This is a genomic window from Priestia sp. P5 (assembly GCF_029522155.1).
Classification (GTDB): domain Bacteria; phylum Bacillota; class Bacilli; order Bacillales; family Bacillaceae_H; genus Priestia; species Priestia megaterium_E.
The window spans coordinates 1,687,882-1,705,353 of sequence record NZ_JAKWFJ010000001.1; the positions used below are offsets into that span (position 1 = coordinate 1,687,882).

Annotated in this window: 16 protein-coding genes and 3 other annotated features; of the genes, 14 read left to right on the top strand and 2 right to left on the bottom strand. The window is 39.7% G+C overall.

What is annotated here, in order from left to right; translation table 11 throughout:
- Positions 1-26: 26 nt before the first annotated feature.
- The 9 genes from ggt to MMB69_RS09335 all read left to right on the top strand — a co-directional run bounded on the left by ggt (position 27) and on the right by MMB69_RS09335 (position 9,149).
- Positions 27-1,637 (top strand): gamma-glutamyltransferase, encoded by a 1,611-nt coding sequence (gene ggt, locus MMB69_RS09295; RefSeq protein ID WP_221784353.1) that lies wholly within the window; start codon positions 27-29, stop codon positions 1,635-1,637.
- 24 nt (positions 1,638-1,661) lie between these two features.
- Positions 1,662-2,246, top strand: coding sequence for a chromate transporter (locus MMB69_RS09300; protein ID WP_013057701.1), 585 nt, complete (start codon positions 1,662-1,664; stop codon positions 2,244-2,246).
- A complete protein-coding gene (locus MMB69_RS09305; RefSeq protein WP_028409146.1) occupies positions 2,243-2,773 on the top strand; it encodes a chromate transporter in 531 nt (176 codons plus the stop codon). The genes MMB69_RS09300 and MMB69_RS09305 overlap by 4 nt, the downstream gene beginning before the upstream one ends.
- Positions 2,774-2,832: 59 nt before the next feature.
- Positions 2,833-3,291, top strand: coding sequence for a GNAT family N-acetyltransferase (locus MMB69_RS09310; protein ID WP_221784354.1), 459 nt, complete (start codon positions 2,833-2,835; stop codon positions 3,289-3,291).
- 200 nt (positions 3,292-3,491) lie between these two features.
- Positions 3,492-3,697: a binding site (T-box leader), on the top strand.
- Positions 3,698-3,767: 70 nt separating this feature from the next.
- Positions 3,768-3,974 (top strand) — a binding site (T-box leader).
- 127 nt (positions 3,975-4,101) lie between these two features.
- On the top strand, positions 4,102-5,175 hold the full coding sequence (locus tag MMB69_RS09315; protein WP_013057698.1) for a bifunctional 3-deoxy-7-phosphoheptulonate synthase/chorismate mutase: 1,074 nt from the start codon (positions 4,102-4,104) through the stop codon (positions 5,173-5,175).
- Between the two features lie 6 nt (positions 5,176-5,181).
- Positions 5,182-5,382, top strand: a binding site (T-box leader).
- Between the two features lie 48 nt (positions 5,383-5,430).
- On the top strand, positions 5,431-6,597 hold the full coding sequence (gene aroC, locus MMB69_RS09320; RefSeq protein WP_221784355.1) for a chorismate synthase: 1,167 nt from the start codon (positions 5,431-5,433) through the stop codon (positions 6,595-6,597).
- Between the two features lie 20 nt (positions 6,598-6,617).
- On the top strand, positions 6,618-7,475 hold the full coding sequence (locus MMB69_RS09325) for a prephenate dehydrogenase (RefSeq protein WP_050689831.1): 858 nt from the start codon (positions 6,618-6,620) through the stop codon (positions 7,473-7,475).
- A gap of 15 nt (positions 7,476-7,490) precedes the next feature.
- Positions 7,491-8,762, top strand: coding sequence for a 3-phosphoshikimate 1-carboxyvinyltransferase (gene aroA, locus MMB69_RS09330; RefSeq protein ID WP_221784356.1), 1,272 nt, complete (start codon positions 7,491-7,493; stop codon positions 8,760-8,762).
- Positions 8,763-8,903: 141 nt separating this feature from the next.
- Positions 8,904-9,149 (top strand): hypothetical protein, encoded by a 246-nt coding sequence (locus MMB69_RS09335; protein ID WP_013057694.1) that lies wholly within the window; start codon positions 8,904-8,906, stop codon positions 9,147-9,149.
- A gap of 42 nt (positions 9,150-9,191) precedes the next feature.
- On the opposite strand, the gene MMB69_RS09340 is transcribed toward MMB69_RS09335, so the two are convergent.
- Entirely contained in the window at positions 9,192-10,736 is a 1,545-nt protein-coding gene (locus MMB69_RS09340; protein WP_277447615.1) for an FAD-dependent oxidoreductase, read from the bottom strand.
- Between the two features lie 113 nt (positions 10,737-10,849).
- On the opposite strand from MMB69_RS09340, the gene MMB69_RS09345 reads away from it, so the two are divergent.
- From MMB69_RS09345 to MMB69_RS09365, 5 genes are all read left to right on the top strand, one after another.
- Positions 10,850-11,920, top strand: a complete 1,071-nt coding sequence (locus MMB69_RS09345) for a glycosyltransferase (protein ID WP_221812727.1) — start codon at positions 10,850-10,852, stop codon at positions 11,918-11,920.
- Positions 11,921-12,294: 374 nt separating this feature from the next.
- Complete coding sequence (locus MMB69_RS09350; protein WP_016764703.1) at positions 12,295-13,266, top strand: extracellular catalytic domain type 1 short-chain-length polyhydroxyalkanoate depolymerase; 972 nt, start codon at positions 12,295-12,297, stop codon at positions 13,264-13,266.
- 340 nt (positions 13,267-13,606) lie between these two features.
- On the top strand, positions 13,607-14,026 hold the full coding sequence (locus tag MMB69_RS09355) for a CBS domain-containing protein (RefSeq protein WP_013057690.1): 420 nt from the start codon (positions 13,607-13,609) through the stop codon (positions 14,024-14,026).
- 263 nt (positions 14,027-14,289) lie between these two features.
- On the top strand, positions 14,290-14,781 hold the full coding sequence (locus MMB69_RS09360; RefSeq protein ID WP_277447616.1) for a hypothetical protein: 492 nt from the start codon (positions 14,290-14,292) through the stop codon (positions 14,779-14,781).
- Between the two features lie 123 nt (positions 14,782-14,904).
- Positions 14,905-15,858, top strand: a complete 954-nt coding sequence (locus MMB69_RS09365; RefSeq protein ID WP_221784757.1) for a sporulation protein — start codon at positions 14,905-14,907, stop codon at positions 15,856-15,858.
- Between the two features lie 29 nt (positions 15,859-15,887).
- On the opposite strand, the gene MMB69_RS09370 is transcribed toward MMB69_RS09365, so the two are convergent.
- Positions 15,888-17,213 (bottom strand): hemolysin family protein, encoded by a 1,326-nt coding sequence (locus tag MMB69_RS09370; RefSeq protein WP_153254422.1) that lies wholly within the window; start codon positions 17,211-17,213, stop codon positions 15,888-15,890.
- Between the last annotated feature and the right edge of the window lie 259 nt (positions 17,214-17,472).

A 17,472-nucleotide genomic window follows, 5' to 3' on the forward strand; every position in this document is an offset into this window, starting at 1 on the left:
CATATAAAGAAAAGAGGAGATTTTCTATGAGCGAATACTTTTTTACACACCCCTATGCATCGCAGCGTACGTGTACGTTTGGAAAAAACGGAATGGTAGCAACTAGTCAGCCTCTTGCTGCTCAGGCGGGTCTTGAAATGTTGAAAAAAGGAGGCAATGCGGTAGATGCTGCTATTGCCTCCGCGGCTTGTTTAACGGTTGTAGAACCTACGTCAAATGGAATTGGCGGAGACGCATTTGCTCTTGTGTGGATCAATGAAGAGCTATACGGACTCAACGCGAGCGGTCCTGCTCCTGCTTCTATCTCTATTGAGGCTCTGCGTGCCATGGGGATAAAAGAGATGCCCGCTCGCGGTTTTGTTCCTGTTACGGTCCCAGGTGCCCCCAGCGCGTGGGCGGAACTGTCAAAACGCTTTGGGCGACTGTCGTTAAAAGAAGTGCTGCAGCCTGCTATTTCGTATGCACAAGAAGGGTTCCCAATCTCCCCGATTTTAGGGTACAATTGGGAACGAGCGTTTGAACGATTTACACACGCGTTAAAAGGTGACGAATATAAGCACTGGTTTGAGACGTTTACCAACAATGGATCAGCTCCTAAAGTAGGGGAAGTGTGGCGATCACCGGACCATGCTGCTACGCTGCTTGAAATTGCCGAAACGAATGGGGAATCTTTTTACAGAGGGGATTTAGCTGATAAAATAGCAGCTTTTTCGAAAAAATACGGCGGATTTTTAACAAAAGAAGATTTAACAGCTTTTAGAGCAGAGTGGGTGAAGCCAATTTCAACTTCTTACCGAGGATATGATGTGTGGGAAATTCCGCCAAACGGCCAAGGCCTTATTGCACTTTTAGCTTTAAATACGCTAAAAGGCTTTTCTTTCGATGCCAAAGATTCTGTCGATACATATCACAAGCAAATTGAAGCCATGAAGCTAGCGTTTGCAGATGGACAAAAATTCATTACAGATGCTGATAAAATGACAGTAGCAGTTGAAGATTTGTTGAATGATTCTTATGCAAACAAGCGCAGAGGGCTGATTGGCGAAAAAGCGCTTGTTCCCGAAGCCGGACAGCCGTCTCATAGCGGCACGATCTATTTAGCGACAGCTGATGGAGAAGGAAACATGGTATCATTCATTCAAAGTAATTACATGGATTTTGGCTCAGGACTTGTCGTACCTAATACGGGCATATGCCTGCAAAACCGTGGGCATAATTTTTCGTTAGACCCACAGCACCATAACCGATTAGAGCCTGGAAAAAGAACCTACCATACTATTATTCCTGGATTTTTAACAAAGAATAAAAGCGCTGTAGGTCCATTCGGTGTAATGGGCAAATTCATGCAGCCTCAAGGACATGTGCAAGTCGTCATGAATATGATCGATTTCCATCTAAATCCTCAGGCAGCTTTAGATGCACCAAGATGGCAGTGGATTGAACATAAAAAGGTTCTTGTGGAAAAAGAACTGCCTTCACATATTGTAGAAGCATTAGAACGCAAAGGGCATGATATTCATGTGGCTACGAGCAGACATACGTTTGGAAGAGGACAGATTATTTTAAGAGATGAACAAACCGGTGTATTATACGGCGGCACAGAAGCGCGAACAGACGGAGCGGTCGTTGCTTATTAGATCACAGAGAAAGGAGCGCGAGAAATGCGACAATTGGATATTTTTATAGCGTTTTTTCGCTCAGGTATGCTCGGCTACGGAGGCGGACCTTCAGCTATTCCACTCGTGAAAAAAGAAGTGGTCGATACGTACAAGTGGATGGATGACGATGAATTTGGCGATTTATTAGCAATCGCCAATACGCTGCCTGGGCCTATTGCTACAAAGCTGGCTGGATACATCGGCTATCGAGTCGGCGGTATTTTGGGTCTCGGGACAGCTTTATTTGCAGCCGTTATTCCAACCGTTTTTTTAATGGTATTGCTGTTAACAACTTTAACGCAATTTAAAGATCAGCCGTGGGTTATGGGCATGACCAAAGCAGTTGTTCCTGTAGTGGGAGTTATGCTCGCGGTTATGACGTGGGACTTTTTTAAAAAATCAACGTCTGGTTTAGGATGGACGCCAGCTATTATCTTACTGATCATTAGCTTAGGATTAATGGAATTTGCCCATATCCATCCAGCGGTCATTATTATTGTTCTTATGGCGGCAGCTTGGATTCCGCTAAAACGAAAAGGAAAAAAAGGCGAAAGTGCTGAACACAAGCAGAAGAGGGAATCAGTATGATTTATATTCAGCTATTTATGGCGTTTTTTGTTTCAAATATTTTAGGCTATGGAGGCGGACCTGCGTCGATTCCGCTTATTCAAAAAGAAGTCGTGGATCACTATCATTGGCTTACAGTCAAAGAGTTTAGTGAAATGCTGGCAATTGGAAATGCGCTTCCTGGTCCGATTGCAACAAAAATGGCGGGGTTTATCGGATATCAGCAGGCAGGGATTTTAGGCTCGGTGATTGCTCTTTTTGCAACGATTGCTCCGTCGGTTTTACTTTTAGTTATTTTACTCCGAATATTATTTAAGTATAAAGATTCGCCAAATGTTAAGAAAATGACGAACTACATTCGTCCCGTTATCGCCATTTTACTGGGCTTGATGGCATATGAATTTTTTATGAATTCATACGGTGATTCAGGGATATGGCAAACTTTATTTTTAGTAGCAGCCAGCTTTCTATTACTGGAAAAATTGCGTGTGCATCCAGCGTTCGTTATTGTCGGAGCACTCGTATACGGAGCTGTTTTTCTTGCTTAAATGAAGCTCTCAAATAATGAGAGTTTTTTTGTGTAAAAGAGACGAAAAGAGGGGAAGCCATGGTTGAAAAAGCAGCGCTAGAAAACGTTCAGGATTTGGTTAAACTGCGAATGTTGCTCATGAAAGAACTGGGAGAATTAAACGGGAACGAGGAGCTGTTTCAAAAAGCTACAGAAGAATATTTTACTGCAAATATAAATAATCCACATAGCTATACGGCTATTTTAAAAGCGGATGGAGAAATTGTATCAGCAGGAAGCATCGTCTTTTTTATACGTCCGCCTTCACCGAGTAACCTCCAAGGAAAAGAAGCATATGTTATGAATATGTATACAGCTTTTGATCACCGAAAGCACGGCTATTCTTCAGCTATTTTAAAGCATTTGATGCAGTACTGCCAAAAAAATGGTGTAAATCGAATATGGTTAAATGCTTCTTCCGCTGGAAAAAGCTTGTATCAAAAACATGGATTTATTGAATATGAATCTGAAATGGAATACAAGTTTGAAAAAAATTAGAGCAGCAAAACTCTTGATAGAGATGGGTTTGAAGGAGCTATGGTTTTTAAAAAATAAAAAAAATTAATAAAAAGTGTTGACGAAGATAAAAAAACCATTCATAATACAAATCAACATCACACAACATTACACACAACTTGGAAGCGACAAACAGTTTCAAACGATCGGAACTGATTATCCAAGTACACATACATAGTCAATACTGAGCGTTGATAGGAGCACTAGTAGAAAAAATTTCCCTGTAACAGAGAGCTGACGGTTGCTGCGAGTCAGAACACAAATTTTTTCGAAGTACATTCCTTGAGCATCTTTTCCGAGCAGGAAAAGACGGCCTAGCCGTTATTTTAATGAAGAGGCAAGCAAAATGCTTGCAACTAGGGTGGTACCGCGAATTTTCGTCCCTACTGACTCTTAAGAAAAATCTTAAGGGTGAGTAGGGACTTTTTGTATTTCGGCCCATTATAATTTTATATCCATTACAAGCGATGAAAAGAGCATAGTAGCAAAATCTTCCCTGTATTCAGAGAGCTGATGGTTGGTGCGAATCAGTACAAAAGAGATTGCGAATTACATTCTTGGAGCTTTCTTTTGGCGATAGTCAAAAGCGGCAATAGCCGTTATCTTAATGAAGAGGCAAGCAATGCTTGCAATTAGGGTGGTACCGCGATCAATTCGTCCCTACTGATACAATCAGTAGGGACTTTTTGTATATCCGCATAAGCGGCTGTGTAGGTGTAAAACGGATTTTTCAATACAAACTAAACGAGAAGATCCGTTCAAGGTTAATAAAATCAAAGGAGGATTTTTAAAATGACAAAATCACTAGAACAATTACGAGGACAAATCGACGAAATAAATTTAGAAATTTTAGAATTATTAAATAAACGCGGTGAAATCGCACAAGAAATCGGAAAAGTAAAAGGTACACAAGGTGTGAATCGCTTTGATCCAGTTCGTGAACGTAAATCGTTAGATCAAATCTTAGCTAACCATAATGGACCATTCGAAGCTTCAACAATTCAGCATATTTTCAAAGAAATTTTCAAAGCAAGCTTAGAGCTTCAAGAAGACGATCACCGCAAAGCACTTCTTGTATCTCGTAAAAAGAAATCAGAAGATACAATCGTTGACATCAACGGTACAAAAGTAGGACCTGGAAACTTAGAATTTGTAATGGGACCATGTGCAGTAGAAAGCTACGAACAAGTAAAAGAAGTGGGCTTAGCGCTTAAAGAACAAGGCATTACGTTAATGCGCGGCGGAGCGTTCAAACCACGTACATCACCTTACGATTTCCAAGGTCTTGGAGTGGAAGGGTTAAAAATCTTACGTCAAGTAGGCGATGAGCTAGGCCTATCGATTATCAGTGAAATTGTTTCTCCTCAAGATATTGAAACGGCTCTAGACTACGTAGATGTGATTCAAATTGGTGCACGTAACATGCAAAACTTCGAGCTATTAAAAGCTGCAGGTTCTGTAGACAAACCAATTCTTTTAAAACGTGGATTGGCAGCAACAATTGAAGAATTCATTAACGCTGCTGAATACATTATGTCTCGCGGAAATGGAAACATTATTCTTTGTGAACGCGGTATCCGCACATACGAGCGTGCAACACGCAACACATTAGATATCTCAGCTGTTCCAATCTTGAAAAAAGAAACGCATTTACCAGTTGTAGTAGACGTAACACATTCAACAGGACGCAAAGACTTATTATTACCATGTGCAAAAGCAGCGATTGCTATCGGCGCAGATGCTGTAATGGCAGAAGTTCATCCAGACCCAGCAGTAGCACTATCAGATTCAGCACAGCAAATGAACATTCCTGAATTCCACAAATTCATGGAAGAATTAAAAGGTGCAGCAGTAAAATTATCTTAATTTCATAGTGATACAGTGATGAGAAACTAGTAGCAAACATTTCCCTGTCTCAGAGAGCTGACGGTTGGTGGAAGTCAGTACACAAATGTGAGCGAATTACACTCTTTGAGTACTCTTTTACAGAGCGGTCAGCGGATCGTTAACAATTCGAGGTGGCAAGCAATGTTTGCAACTAGGGTGGTATCGCGAGAAAAACTCGTCCCTATGACGTAGGGGCGAGTTTTTTATTTTTTATAACAGAAAGGAATCGATAATATGAGATATTTAACAGCAGGAGAATCGCACGGACCTCAATTAACAGCGATTATTGAAGGAGTACCGGCAGGGCTTGAATTAACAGCCGAACAGATTAATGAAGATTTAGCAAGAAGACAAAAGGGACATGGGCGCGGACGCCGCATGCAGATTGAAAAAGATCAAGTTCAGATTAAAGGCGGGGTTCGCCACGGTGAGACGCTTGGTTCACCCATTGCTTTAGTCGTTGAAAACAAAGATTTTACTCACTGGAGAAATATTATGGGTGCTGATCCAGTTGATCATGATGAAGAAGTAAAGCGACAAATTACAAAACCTCGTCCAGGTCATGCGGATTTAAATGGAGCGATTAAATACGGTCACAGAGATATGCGAAACGTATTGGAACGTTCATCTGCTCGTGAAACGACGGTACGAGTAGCCACAGGCGCAGTTGCCAAACAAGTACTAAAAGCTGTAGGCGTAAATATTGCATGTCACGTACTTGAAATCGGCGGTGTGAAAGCTGAAAAAACGGCATATGATTCACTGACAGAACTTCAGGAAAAAACAGAAGCATCACCTGTTCGCTGCTTAGATGAAGAAGCGGGACAGAAAATGATGAAAGCAATCGATGATGCAAAAGAAAATGGAGACAGCATTGGTGGCGTAGTGGAAGTAGTAGTAGAAGGAATGCCTACTGCAGTGGGAAGTTACGTGCACTATGATCGTAAGTTAGACTCAAAGCTAGCTGCTGCTATTATGAGCATTAACGCGTTTAAAGGCGTTGAAATCGGCGTAGGATTTGAAGCAGCTCGCAGACCGGGAAGTGAAGTCCATGATGAAATTCTATGGGATGAACAAAACGGCTATACGCGTAAAACGAACAATGCTGGAGGTTTAGAAGGAGGCATGACAACTGGGATGCCGATTGTTGTGCGAGGTGTCATGAAACCTATTCCTACCTTATACAAGCCGCTGCAAAGTGTAGATATTGATACAAAAGAGCCATTTGCTGCAAGTATTGAACGCTCAGACAGCTGTGCAGTACCGGCGGCAGCGGTTGTAGCAGAATCAGTGATTGCTTGGGAACTAGCATCTGCTATTATCGATCAATTTGGGGCAGATCGAATTCAGTTAATTCAAGAAAACGTAAAAAAACATGAAGAATACGCAAAGCAATTTTAATGAATAGAGGAGAATGAAAGGTGAAAACACGTGTATTACTTATTGGCGTCGGCCTTATTGGAGGATCATTAGCGCTAGCTATGAAGAAGCATCGTCACGTCACAGTCGTTGGAGCTGATATCAATACAAATGAAGTACAAGTAGCCAACCAGCTAGGTATCGTTGATTATGTAGCTGAAGATATAAAAACAGAAGCAGCTCAAGCAGATTATATCGTGCTTGCTACTCCAGTAGAGTACACGACAGCATGGATACACGACCTTTCTACTTGGAAGCTTAAAGAAACGGTTATCGTAACGGATGTCGGAAGTACCAAAGGTGAAATTATGAAAGCAGCCCAAGCGCTGAATAAGAAACGTATTTCATTTATTGGGGGGCATCCGATGGCTGGTTCTCATACGAGCGGTGCAGTCAATGCACGAGCGGATTTATTTTGTTCGGCGCGCTATATTTTAACGCCGTTTGAAAATGAGAAAAAAGAAAAAATAGATGCGCTTATGCATTTGCTAGAGCCTACAGGTGCACAATTTGTACCGCTTGATGCAGCTACTCATGACCAAATCACTGGAGTTGTCAGTCATTTACCTCATGTGATTGCGACCAGTCTTGTAAGACAAGTAAAAGGATATTCAGCACAGAATCATCTTGTCACGGAAATGGCAGCAGGCGGTTTTCGAGATATTACGAGAATTGCTTCAAGCAATCCTCATATGTGGAGAGATATACTAAAACAAAACCGTTCTATGCTTTTAACATTGCTTGATGACTGGATGAAAGAAATGGAACAAGTAAAACTATTAGTAGAAAAAGGTGACGGTCACGAATTATTTGATTACTTTTCAGATGCCAAAGAATTTCGTGATTCGCTTCACGCATAAAAGGAGAGAGATATTGTGACAGTAAAAGCTTTACGAGGAACGATTCAAATTCCAGGAGATAAATCTATTTCTCACCGTTCCGTTATGTTTGGTTCGATTGCAGAAGGAACAACAACGATTAACGGATTTTTGCCAGGAGATGATTGCCTTAGCACCATTTCCTGCTTTCAAAAACTAGGTGTAGATATTCAAATGATTGATGAACAAAGCGTCGTGGTAAAAGGAAAGGGTATACAAGCGCTGAAAGAGCCCTCCGATATTTTAGATGTTGGAAATTCAGGCACAACGATTCGCCTCATGATGGGGATTTTAGCAAATACACCCTTTCATTCAACATTGATTGGAGACGAATCTATTGCCAAACGCCCTATGAAGCGTGTGACCGGTCCGCTTCGTGATATGAATATTCATTTAGATGGCCGAAAAGACGCTAATTTTACACCGCTTGTTATACGAGGTGGGAAAGCAAAAGGTATACACTATACATCTCCCGTTGCGAGCGCACAAGTAAAATCAGCTATTTTACTTGCTGGACTGCAGGCGGAAGGAACAACTTCTGTAACGGAACCGGCGAAATCACGTGATCATACAGAACGTATGCTAGAGGCATTTGGTGTTAAAGTCGAAGAAGAAAGCTTAACGGTTTCAATTGAAGGCGGTCAAACGTTAAAAGGAACGCATGTAGAAGTGCCTGGTGATATTTCGTCAGCTGCATTCTTTTTAGTAGCGGGGGCTATTATTGCAAACAGCCGTATTGAAATTCAAAAAGTGGGGATGAACCCGACTCGAACGGGTATTTTAGATGTGCTTTTAAATATGGGTGCTTCGATAGAGACAGTCAAAGAAACAAAAGAAACAGCGGAACCCTATGCAGATTTAGTTGTAGAAGCTTCTCATTTAAAAGGCACAGAAGTAGGCGGCGATTTAATTCCACGTTTAATCGACGAAATTCCGATTATTGCACTAGCTGCCACGCAAGCAGAAGGAATCACGGTTATTAAAGATGCTGCAGAGTTAAAAGTCAAAGAAACAAACCGTATTGATACGGTAGTGAATGAGTTAACAAAAATGGGCGCTAATATTGAGGCCACGGAAGATGGAATGATTATTCACGGAGGCACAAAACTTCACGGAGCAAATGTAAACAGCCACGGAGATCACCGTATCGGTATGATGCTCGCTGTTGCCTCTTGTATTGCGGAAGGGGAAACAATTATTGAAAATCGTGACGCGGTATCCGTCTCTTACCCGCAGTTCTTTGCTCACTTAGAGTCTTTACAGCAGTAAATTCCCTTATTATGTTAAAATAGCAGTTTGAAAGTTGTAAGGAATTTATAAAATTAAAACCAATGACTCTATATTTCGCCGGAGAAATCCGATATAATCATTACAACACCTCTAGTATTAAATAGAATTTGGTGAATGATTATGTTTTTGATGATTGTCTACATCGGGGCCATTTTATTTTTTATAAAAATGTTTATGGATCGAGATTTTATTTGGTTTTTATTTTTATTGCCATTTTTGATGTTTGTTATGTTTTTTGAAACAGACTATCTTGATCATGTCCCTGAATCTGGAAGGTTAATTATCTTTACGTTTTCTTTTTTAGTCATTTATGCAATGGTTTTGGTGTATAATCGATACTTTAGAAAAGAAGGATGTAAAGAGTAAACTCAAATGTGAATCCATTGATAATGATAAAAAAAGCATGCCCTATGGCGTGCTTTTTTTATCGTTTGAATTGACATTTACTGGTGTAAGCGGCTTTTTAGCAGGGCCTTCTACCACAGATCCGTCGTAAGAAAAACGAGAACCGTGACAAGGGCAGTCCCACGTCCGGTCACCAGCGTTCCAATTCACTTCACATCCTAAGTGCGTGCATGTAGTATCGACGCAGTGAAGCTTCCCTTGAGGATCTTTATAAGCCCCCGTACGTTTGCTGTTTACATATACGACCGACCCTTCATCATTTTGGAGCTGATCCAGTCCTTTTTCAGGCATTGAAAACTTACCGGTAATAAAGTGTTCAGCCACATCAAGATTTTGACGAAAGAAATGCTTAAGGCTAGGATCCGCATAAAAACGAGATGGATTATACAACTCTGCATATGGGTTGTCTTTTCCGGTTATTGCATCTCGAATAATATGTGCTGCAATGGTGCTATGAGTCATGCCCCATTTTTTAAATCCGGTAGCAATAAAGATATTTGGCTTGCTTTCTTTAATGGGACCGATATATGGAATTTTATCAAGCGTAAATAAATCTTGTGCAGACCATTTATAACGAAAATGTTGAACAGTAAAATTTTCTTCGGCGAACCTCTGAAGGGACTCATAGTGGAACATAGTATTAATTCCTTGTCCAGCTTTGTGGCCTTCTCCGCCAATTAAGATGAGTTCTTCTCCGTCAACTTTTGTTGAACGCAGCGAATGAGTAGGCTGATCAGCACTTAAATACATGCCTCCAGGGTAAGCTTGTTCAACTTTTGCTGCTAACACATACGAACGTTTGGCATACATGCGTGTATAGTAAAAGCCCGCTCCATCATAAAATGGAAAGTGTGAACACGCCACTACATATTTGCAAGAAATTCGATGTCCGTCTCTTGTGACGACGGTAGGCGACGTGCTTTCTTCTACATCCGTTGCTACGGTGTTTTCAAAAATCAATCCGCCGCTTTCTGTGAATTTTTTTACTAAATGAAGCAAGTATTTTAACGGATGAAACTGAGCTTGATCTTTCATAATAGCTGCTGCCCTAATATCAAAATTAAAAGGAAGCTCTGTTGCAAATTCACATGGAATATGTAATCGCTGATAGGCTCGAAATTCTTTACGAACTCGATGATCAAACTCCAGCGTTTCTCCGTATAAGTAAGCATCTTGTACTGAAAAATCACAGTCAATGTTTTCCGTTTGAATTAAGTTTTTCATAAACTGCAGAGCTTGTTCGTTTGCTTTATAATACAGCAGCGTTTTTTCTTCGCCAATGTGTGAAAGCAGCTCATCGTAGATAACGTCATGCTGAGCTGTAATCTTTGCTGTTGTGTGGCCGGTTGTACCATTTAAAATATTATCAGCTTCAATTAACGCCACGTTCAGTCCTTCTTTTTGTAATAAATAAGCTGTTGTAATACCGCTAATACCGCCTCCTACTACTACAACATCAACTTTTCGATTTTCTGAAAGAGATGGGTATGTCGGAAACTTTAAATGATCGCGCCAGTAGGGCTCAGTATCCTTTGGGATATTTGCCAATTTATTCACCTCCATATGATAAGTCTTATTTTTGCCATAGTTTTCTAAAAAATGTATGCAAAATAAAGGAATCTACTCTAATAGCATCTACTTAAGCAAAAGGAGGGAAAAGAATGATTACGATTAGCCTTTGTATAATTGTTAAAAACGAAGAAGGAGTTATAAGAAGATGCCTCGAATCCGTAAAAGGTATTGTGGACGAAATCAATATCGTAGATACAGGCTCAACTGACCGTACAAAAGAAATAGTTACTCAATTTACCGATCGTGTGTTCAATTTTACTTGGATTGATGATTTTTCTGCAGCGCGAAACTTTGCTTTTCAACAAGCAACAAAAGAATATATTTTATGGTTAGATGCAGATGATGTCCTGCTGGAATCTGATCAAGAGCTGCTTTTAAATCTTAAACAAACGTTAGACTCAAGTGTAGATGCTGTATCTATGCAGTATAATCTGGCCTTTGACGAAAATCAGCATGTTACTTCTAGTCTGCGTAGATACCGCCTTGTAAAAAGGGAACGAGGCTTTAAATGGTTTGGCTTCGTGCATGAATATCTAGAAGTAGGGGGGCATTTATATGACAGTAACATTTCTGTATCTCATCTACCTCTTAGCCATGATCAGGAACGCAATATTCGAATATATGAGACTATGGAGGCTCAAGGTCACATTTTTACTCCAAGAGACTTATTTTATTTTGCTAATGAGCTGGTTGATCACCATCGCTTTGAAAAGGCAATTGAGTATTATACAAAATTTATAAAAACAGGGAAAGGGTGGGTAGAAGATAATATTCAGGCTTGTCATAAGCTTGCTGACTGCTACCATCATTTCGGATTAGAAGATCAGGAGCTACAGTGGGTGCTACACGCCCTTAGTTATGGAGTTCCTAAGCCCGAGACATGCTGCCGTTTGGGCTTTTTACTGATGAATAAACAAAATTTTCATGGAGCTATTTATTGGTACAAAGCTGCATTAGATGAAAACGGAATGAAAACATTCGCTCTTCAAGATTCCTCTTTTTCAACATGGCTTCCACATCTGCAGCTTGCCGTTTGCTACGATAAAATTGGTGAACAAAAAGAAGGGTATGAACATAACGAGGCAGCACGTAAATTTCGTCCAAACGATGAACGGATTTTAGCAAATAAAATATATTTTGAGAATGTCCTCAAACTTTAACTGCTACAAAAAAGATTCCAGTTTTAAACATGAAGAGCAATAAATTCATATAAATGATAGGGAGCATCATATAATAAAAGTATAGAGGCTTAATTCGGCAAAAGGTATTTAAATATCAAGGTCCAAATAAAAGGGCAAACGGCATGTTTGTCCTTTTTTCATGATTATAGTGACAATTTTCATATATAGTAATAAAGTATATATATAGCAAAAAAATCCCAAATTTTAAGAAGATAAAAACGGCTTAAAACCAAAACAAGTTGTACTCTCAGAGTATGTAGAACGTGCAAAAAAACGAAATAATATGTAGTATTGTAATACAGGACGTAATTGGGAAGAAAAATGAAAACGTTGACAAAAAGAGGAGGGGTACCATGTTGGGTTCACTACCTAATGTTATAAATACGTCAACGCTTGTGTCTTCAAGTGAACAACAAGAAGCGTCATCTGAATCATTTAAAACATATACTCATAAAGGGAAAAAATTCAAGGTCTATTTACCTAAATCCTATCATATTTTAAAATCTTACCCACTAATGGTTATGCTGCATGGGTGTACACAAAATGCAGATGATTTTGCAATAGGCACGCAAATGAACGAGCTCGCCGACGAAAAAGAATTTATTGTCGTATATCCACAGCAGTCTTCTAACTCAAATATGAATAAATGCTGGAACTGGTTTGAACCTCTTCATCAAATTAGAGGGTTTGGCGAGCCAGCTATTATTGCAGGGATTGTAAAAAAAGTCCAAAACATGCACTTTATTCAGAAAAATAAAGTGTTTATTGCCGGTCTGTCAGCAGGAGGAGCAATGAGCATCGTTATGGGGGTAACGTATCCAGAACTGTTTGCTGGAATAGGTGTGTCAGCAGGTATCGAATATCAGGCGGCTCTTAACGTATTTAATGCGTATTCTGTCATGGCTAGTAAAGGCCCTTCCCCCGTTAAACAAGGAAGAATTGCTTATCAGCAAATGGGAAAACGGGCAAAGCCACTGCCGCTCATTGTATTTCATGGTAACGCTGATTCTACGGTAAATGTAGCCAATGCAGATCAAGTGGTTCACCAGTGGATTACAACGAATAATCTTGCTTATAACGGAAGAATAGATGGATGGATTCAAGATAGCCCGGTTAAAACGAGAGAAGAAAAAATTCTCTTTGGACGGGATTATACAACATATCGCTACGAAAGCAGCAAGGGAGAATTGGCTATTGATAAATATATTATCAATGGAATGGGGCATGCATGGTCAGGAGGGAACTCAGCGGGCAGCTATACAGACCCTAAAGGCCCCAACGCTAGTCGAATCATGTGGGACTTTTTCATGAGTCAAAAAGTATAAACAGAGCATATAATGAGGTTCAGTTGCGTTCTTATCGCAGAGAAGAAGAGCTGAAAGTAGCTCTTCCGGCCCTTATTAGTATAAAGAAGCAGCTGCAGGAACCATTATTTTAACTAGACGTGTTTTTCTAAAAATTAGGATTTGATTATTTAGAAAACGGGTACTGTAATAAAGAAAATAAGAAGTCAAAATTACATAGCTTAGGATTGACAGCTTATAGTTGTAAATGTAAGATAACTGCGAGCTGCATTTTGTATGATTAAAACATTAAAATAAGCCGAAAACTGAAAAAATAAATAGAAATTGTAAGATGAGCGGGTAAGGAAAAGGAGATTAAAAAATGAATATTGCATTTTTCTTAGTACCAAAAAGTGATGTTGTAACACTAAATATTCAATCCACATTAAGACAGGCTCTTGAAAAAATGGAGTATCATCGCTATTCTACAGTTCCGCTAGTTGACGATGATGGTAAATATGTGGGCGTTCTTACTGAAGGAGATCTTCTTTGGAAGTTAAAAAGCCTAGGAGACTATCGCTTTCAAGATACGGAAAATATTAAATTAACAGAGATTGACCGCTATCAAGATTATAACCCAGTTGCTATATATGATGAAGTTCAAAACATCCTTTCAAAAGCAATTGACCAAAATTTTGTTCCTGTAACGGATGATCAAGGTGTATTTATTGGAATTGTGAGAAGAAGAGAAATTCTCGAGTTTTATGCAGAAAGCGCAAGTAAAGTGAAAAATCAAATATAAAAAAAGCCATCTCTAGATGGCTTTTTTTCTTGTCTTATCTCCCCCGTACATACTCCTAAAAACAGGCTTAGGTCATGGCCCACAGCAATGCACTTCCTTGTACTAGTTTACATAATCTATTTATATATAGGTATAAAATTGCCTATATAAATCTTATTTATAGATAAGGATGGTTTATGTGAGTTACAACAACAAAAAGAACTGTTGCTGGTGTTCTAATCAGTATTATTACAAAACTTCTGGCTATGATCCAAGAAGTAGCCATGAAGGAAAATGCTGTCATAACGATTATAAGCATAACGATCATTGTCCTAAACATGATGATGATCATCGTTCTGGACATAAAAAATGCCATCATGGTGGCAACCATGGCGGAGGTCACGACGGTAACCATGGCGGAGATCATGGTGGCAACCATGGCGGAGATCATGGTGGCAACCATGGCGGAGGTCACGGCGGCAGTCATGGCGGTAATCACGGCGGTTGTCATGGCGGCAACCACGGCGGAGGTCACGGCGGCAGTCATGGCGGTAATCACGGCGGTTGTCATGGCGGCAACCACGGCGGAGGTCACGGCGGCAACCACGGCGGCAGTCATGGCGGTAATCACGGCAGTTGTCATGGCGGCAACCACGGCGGAGGTCACGGCGGTAACTATGGCGGAGGTCACGGTGGTTGTCATGGCGGTAACCACGGCGGTTGTAAAAGACGTCGCTGCTGTTGGGGCTGGGTGTTTTAATTTAATAAATAATTGAATTAAAATGAAGCGTTGATTTAGCAGAAAGAACTCAAGAAATTGAGTTCTTTTTTTGTAAGTTGAAACTTATAAACGGTATACTTCGTATATATAGTAAGAGCATTTTGGAGGAGGAAAAAAAATGTTTAAAAAAATGTTTGCTAAAATTGGAGTTGGAGCTGCCAAAGTAGATTTACGACTAAATGAAACGGCCTATACGCTCGGTCATGTAATTGAAGGAGCTATTATCATCCAAGGTGGAAACGTTCAGCAACATATTAATTTAATTGATGTTGAATTTTGGCTTGAAGTTCAAATGAAAAGCGGTCAAATGCATACACATCGTGTGGAAAGCCTGCGCGCAGCTTCTTCATTTACAATTAATGAAGGCGAGAAAAAAGAAATTCCATTTACATATCATTTACCTTTGGATCTTCCAATCTCTGCGAGCAACGTCAGCTATTTCTTTAAGACACACTTAGATATTGAAGGGGGAGTAGACTCAACAGACCGGGACCCTGTGCGCATTAAAGCTCCAAAAAGCTTATATCAGCTAGTAGAAGGCTTTGAAGCGCTTGGGTTTAGAGAAAAACATCATTCAGGAAAATTTAACGGATACAAACAAGAATTTGCATTTTTTCCTACAGACTTCTTAAAGGGGTATGTAAATGAGGTTGAGTTTGAGGTAGCTATTGAACGAGAAGGTATTCGCGCGTTATTGGAGCTAGATTTGCCTTCTTTCGGCCGAGAGAGGGAAATAAAAAACGAACTCTTTTTTACAAATGATGAACTAAGCCATCCATCCACTATCGCTCGCTTGCTGGAAGAAGCGATGGAAGAGATGATGGAAAATCCTCGAGACTATGAGTATTATAAGCCTTCTCACTATGATCAGCATTCACACCACCCACGTATGAGCGGTTTAGGAGGAGCAATGGGAGGCTTTGCAGCCGGTATGTTAGGCGGGCTGCTCATTGAGAATTTGATGGATGATATGTTTGAAGACTCGGCTCTTGGTGAAATTGGAGAAGATATTGAAGAAGCCGGGGAGGATCTGTTGGATGGAGATTTTTTTGATGGAGGAGACGATTGGTAAAAGGGATTTTGAATAAATAAAAAGGATGATTAATGATGATCATCCTTTTTTTCTTTCTTCTTTCTTTTTTTTACTTCTATATACTTAATGTGAAAATCCTCTATAATCAGAACTTTAAAGTAAAATTGCTCATGCTGAATGATATCATTTTTGGTCACATCAAACTTTTCGGTTAACACCCACCCGGCAATGGTATCTACTTCTTCGTCGCTAATATCCGTACCGAGTAAATCATTTACTTGGCTAATGAGCATTTTTCCGTCAAGAATATAATGGTCGTCTTTAATTTTTTGTACATAAGGAATTTCGTCCGTATCAAACTCATCTCGAATTTCTCCCACAATTTCTTCAATAATATCTTCTACTGTAACAAGCCCAGCGGTTCCGCCATACTCATCAAAAAGAATAGCCATTTGAATACGTTCTTTTTGCATCTTTACAAGCAAGTCATGAATGGGTACGGTTTCAATTACTTTAAAAATAGGCTTGACGTATGACTCTAACGTATTGGTGCCGTCTTTTTCGTTGAATACAATATCATTATAAATTTCTTTAATATTAACGAGACCGATTACTTTATCTTTATCCCCATCTTCAACAATTGGATAGCGCGTATATTTTTCGACATTTGCGATTTGCAAAAAAACCTCTACGACGTCGTCTTTGGAAGCACTCACAATTTCCGTACGAGGAACCATTACTTCTTTAGCTAAACGGTCGTCAAAATCAAAAATTTTGCTCATATATCGATATTCGGATTGATTGATTTCACCGCCTTCGAAGCTCTCAGATAACAAAATGCGCAGCTCTTCTTCACTATGAGCAGCTTCATTTTCTGAAATCATCGTTATGCCAAAAATCTTAGTCAACATACGAGCTGATCCATTTAATATTTTAATGAACGGATACATAAGTTTGTAAAACACGATAATCGGTTTTGCAAAGTTCAGCGTAATTTGTTCAGCCATTTGAATAGCAAACGTTTTAGGAGCTAATTCTCCCAGGACAACATGTAAAAAAGTAATAACAACAAATGCGATAACAAAAGATAAAATACCAGCAAGCGGCTCATTTGTATGGAAGGTAATAAAAAGAGGGTGAAGCAGCCGATCTAGCGTCGGTTCACCAAGCCAACCAAGCCCGAGAGCCGTGATGGTGATACCAAGCTGACAAGCGGATAGATATTCATCTAGATGCGTAATAACATGTTTGGCAGAGACGGCTTTTTTATTTCCTTCTTCTAGAAGCTGATTGATTTTTGAACTTCTTACTTTTACAATAGCGAATTCTGTCGCTACAAAAAAAGCAGTCAATGCAATTAAAACTGCGACTAATAGTAATTTTACGGCGATCATTAAAGTCACCACCTTGTACGTAAATGTATATCTTAAGTGTTAGCCAAAGTGGAGAAAACATGTATTAAATCCAGAAAAGAAAAGCGCACATAAAAAAACTGCTTCTATCTTTGAAAAGAATAAGAAGCAGTTTATTATGTTACATGTTCATTTAGGGGAATTAACCTTAACTTTACCATCATGGTCTATCACATATCGGTTCTACAGTTCAACTGACTTTTAGCAAACGTATTGTGAGCTTGTTATGACACCTCCTTTA

Coding starts and splice junctions, on each gene's coding strand:
- ggt (WP_221784353.1), top strand. CDS start 27: ATGAGCGAATACTTTTTTACACACCCCTATGCATCGCAGCGTACGTGT.
- MMB69_RS09300 (WP_013057701.1), top strand. CDS start 1,662: ATGCGACAATTGGATATTTTTATAGCGTTTTTTCGCTCAGGTATGCTC.
- MMB69_RS09305 (WP_028409146.1), top strand. CDS start 2,243: ATGATTTATATTCAGCTATTTATGGCGTTTTTTGTTTCAAATATTTTA.
- MMB69_RS09310 (WP_221784354.1), top strand. CDS start 2,833: ATGGTTGAAAAAGCAGCGCTAGAAAACGTTCAGGATTTGGTTAAACTG.
- MMB69_RS09315 (WP_013057698.1), top strand. CDS start 4,102: ATGACAAAATCACTAGAACAATTACGAGGACAAATCGACGAAATAAAT.
- aroC (WP_221784355.1), top strand. CDS start 5,431: ATGAGATATTTAACAGCAGGAGAATCGCACGGACCTCAATTAACAGCG.
- MMB69_RS09335 (WP_013057694.1), top strand. CDS start 8,904: ATGTTTTTGATGATTGTCTACATCGGGGCCATTTTATTTTTTATAAAA.
- MMB69_RS09345 (WP_221812727.1), top strand. CDS start 10,850: ATGATTACGATTAGCCTTTGTATAATTGTTAAAAACGAAGAAGGAGTT.
- MMB69_RS09350 (WP_016764703.1), top strand. CDS start 12,295: ATGTTGGGTTCACTACCTAATGTTATAAATACGTCAACGCTTGTGTCT.
- MMB69_RS09355 (WP_013057690.1), top strand. CDS start 13,607: ATGAATATTGCATTTTTCTTAGTACCAAAAAGTGATGTTGTAACACTA.
- MMB69_RS09360 (WP_277447616.1), top strand. CDS start 14,290: ATGAAGGAAAATGCTGTCATAACGATTATAAGCATAACGATCATTGTC.
- MMB69_RS09365 (WP_221784757.1), top strand. CDS start 14,905: ATGTTTAAAAAAATGTTTGCTAAAATTGGAGTTGGAGCTGCCAAAGTA.
- MMB69_RS09370 (WP_153254422.1), bottom strand. CDS start 17,213: ATGATCGCCGTAAAATTACTATTAGTCGCAGTTTTAATTGCATTGACT.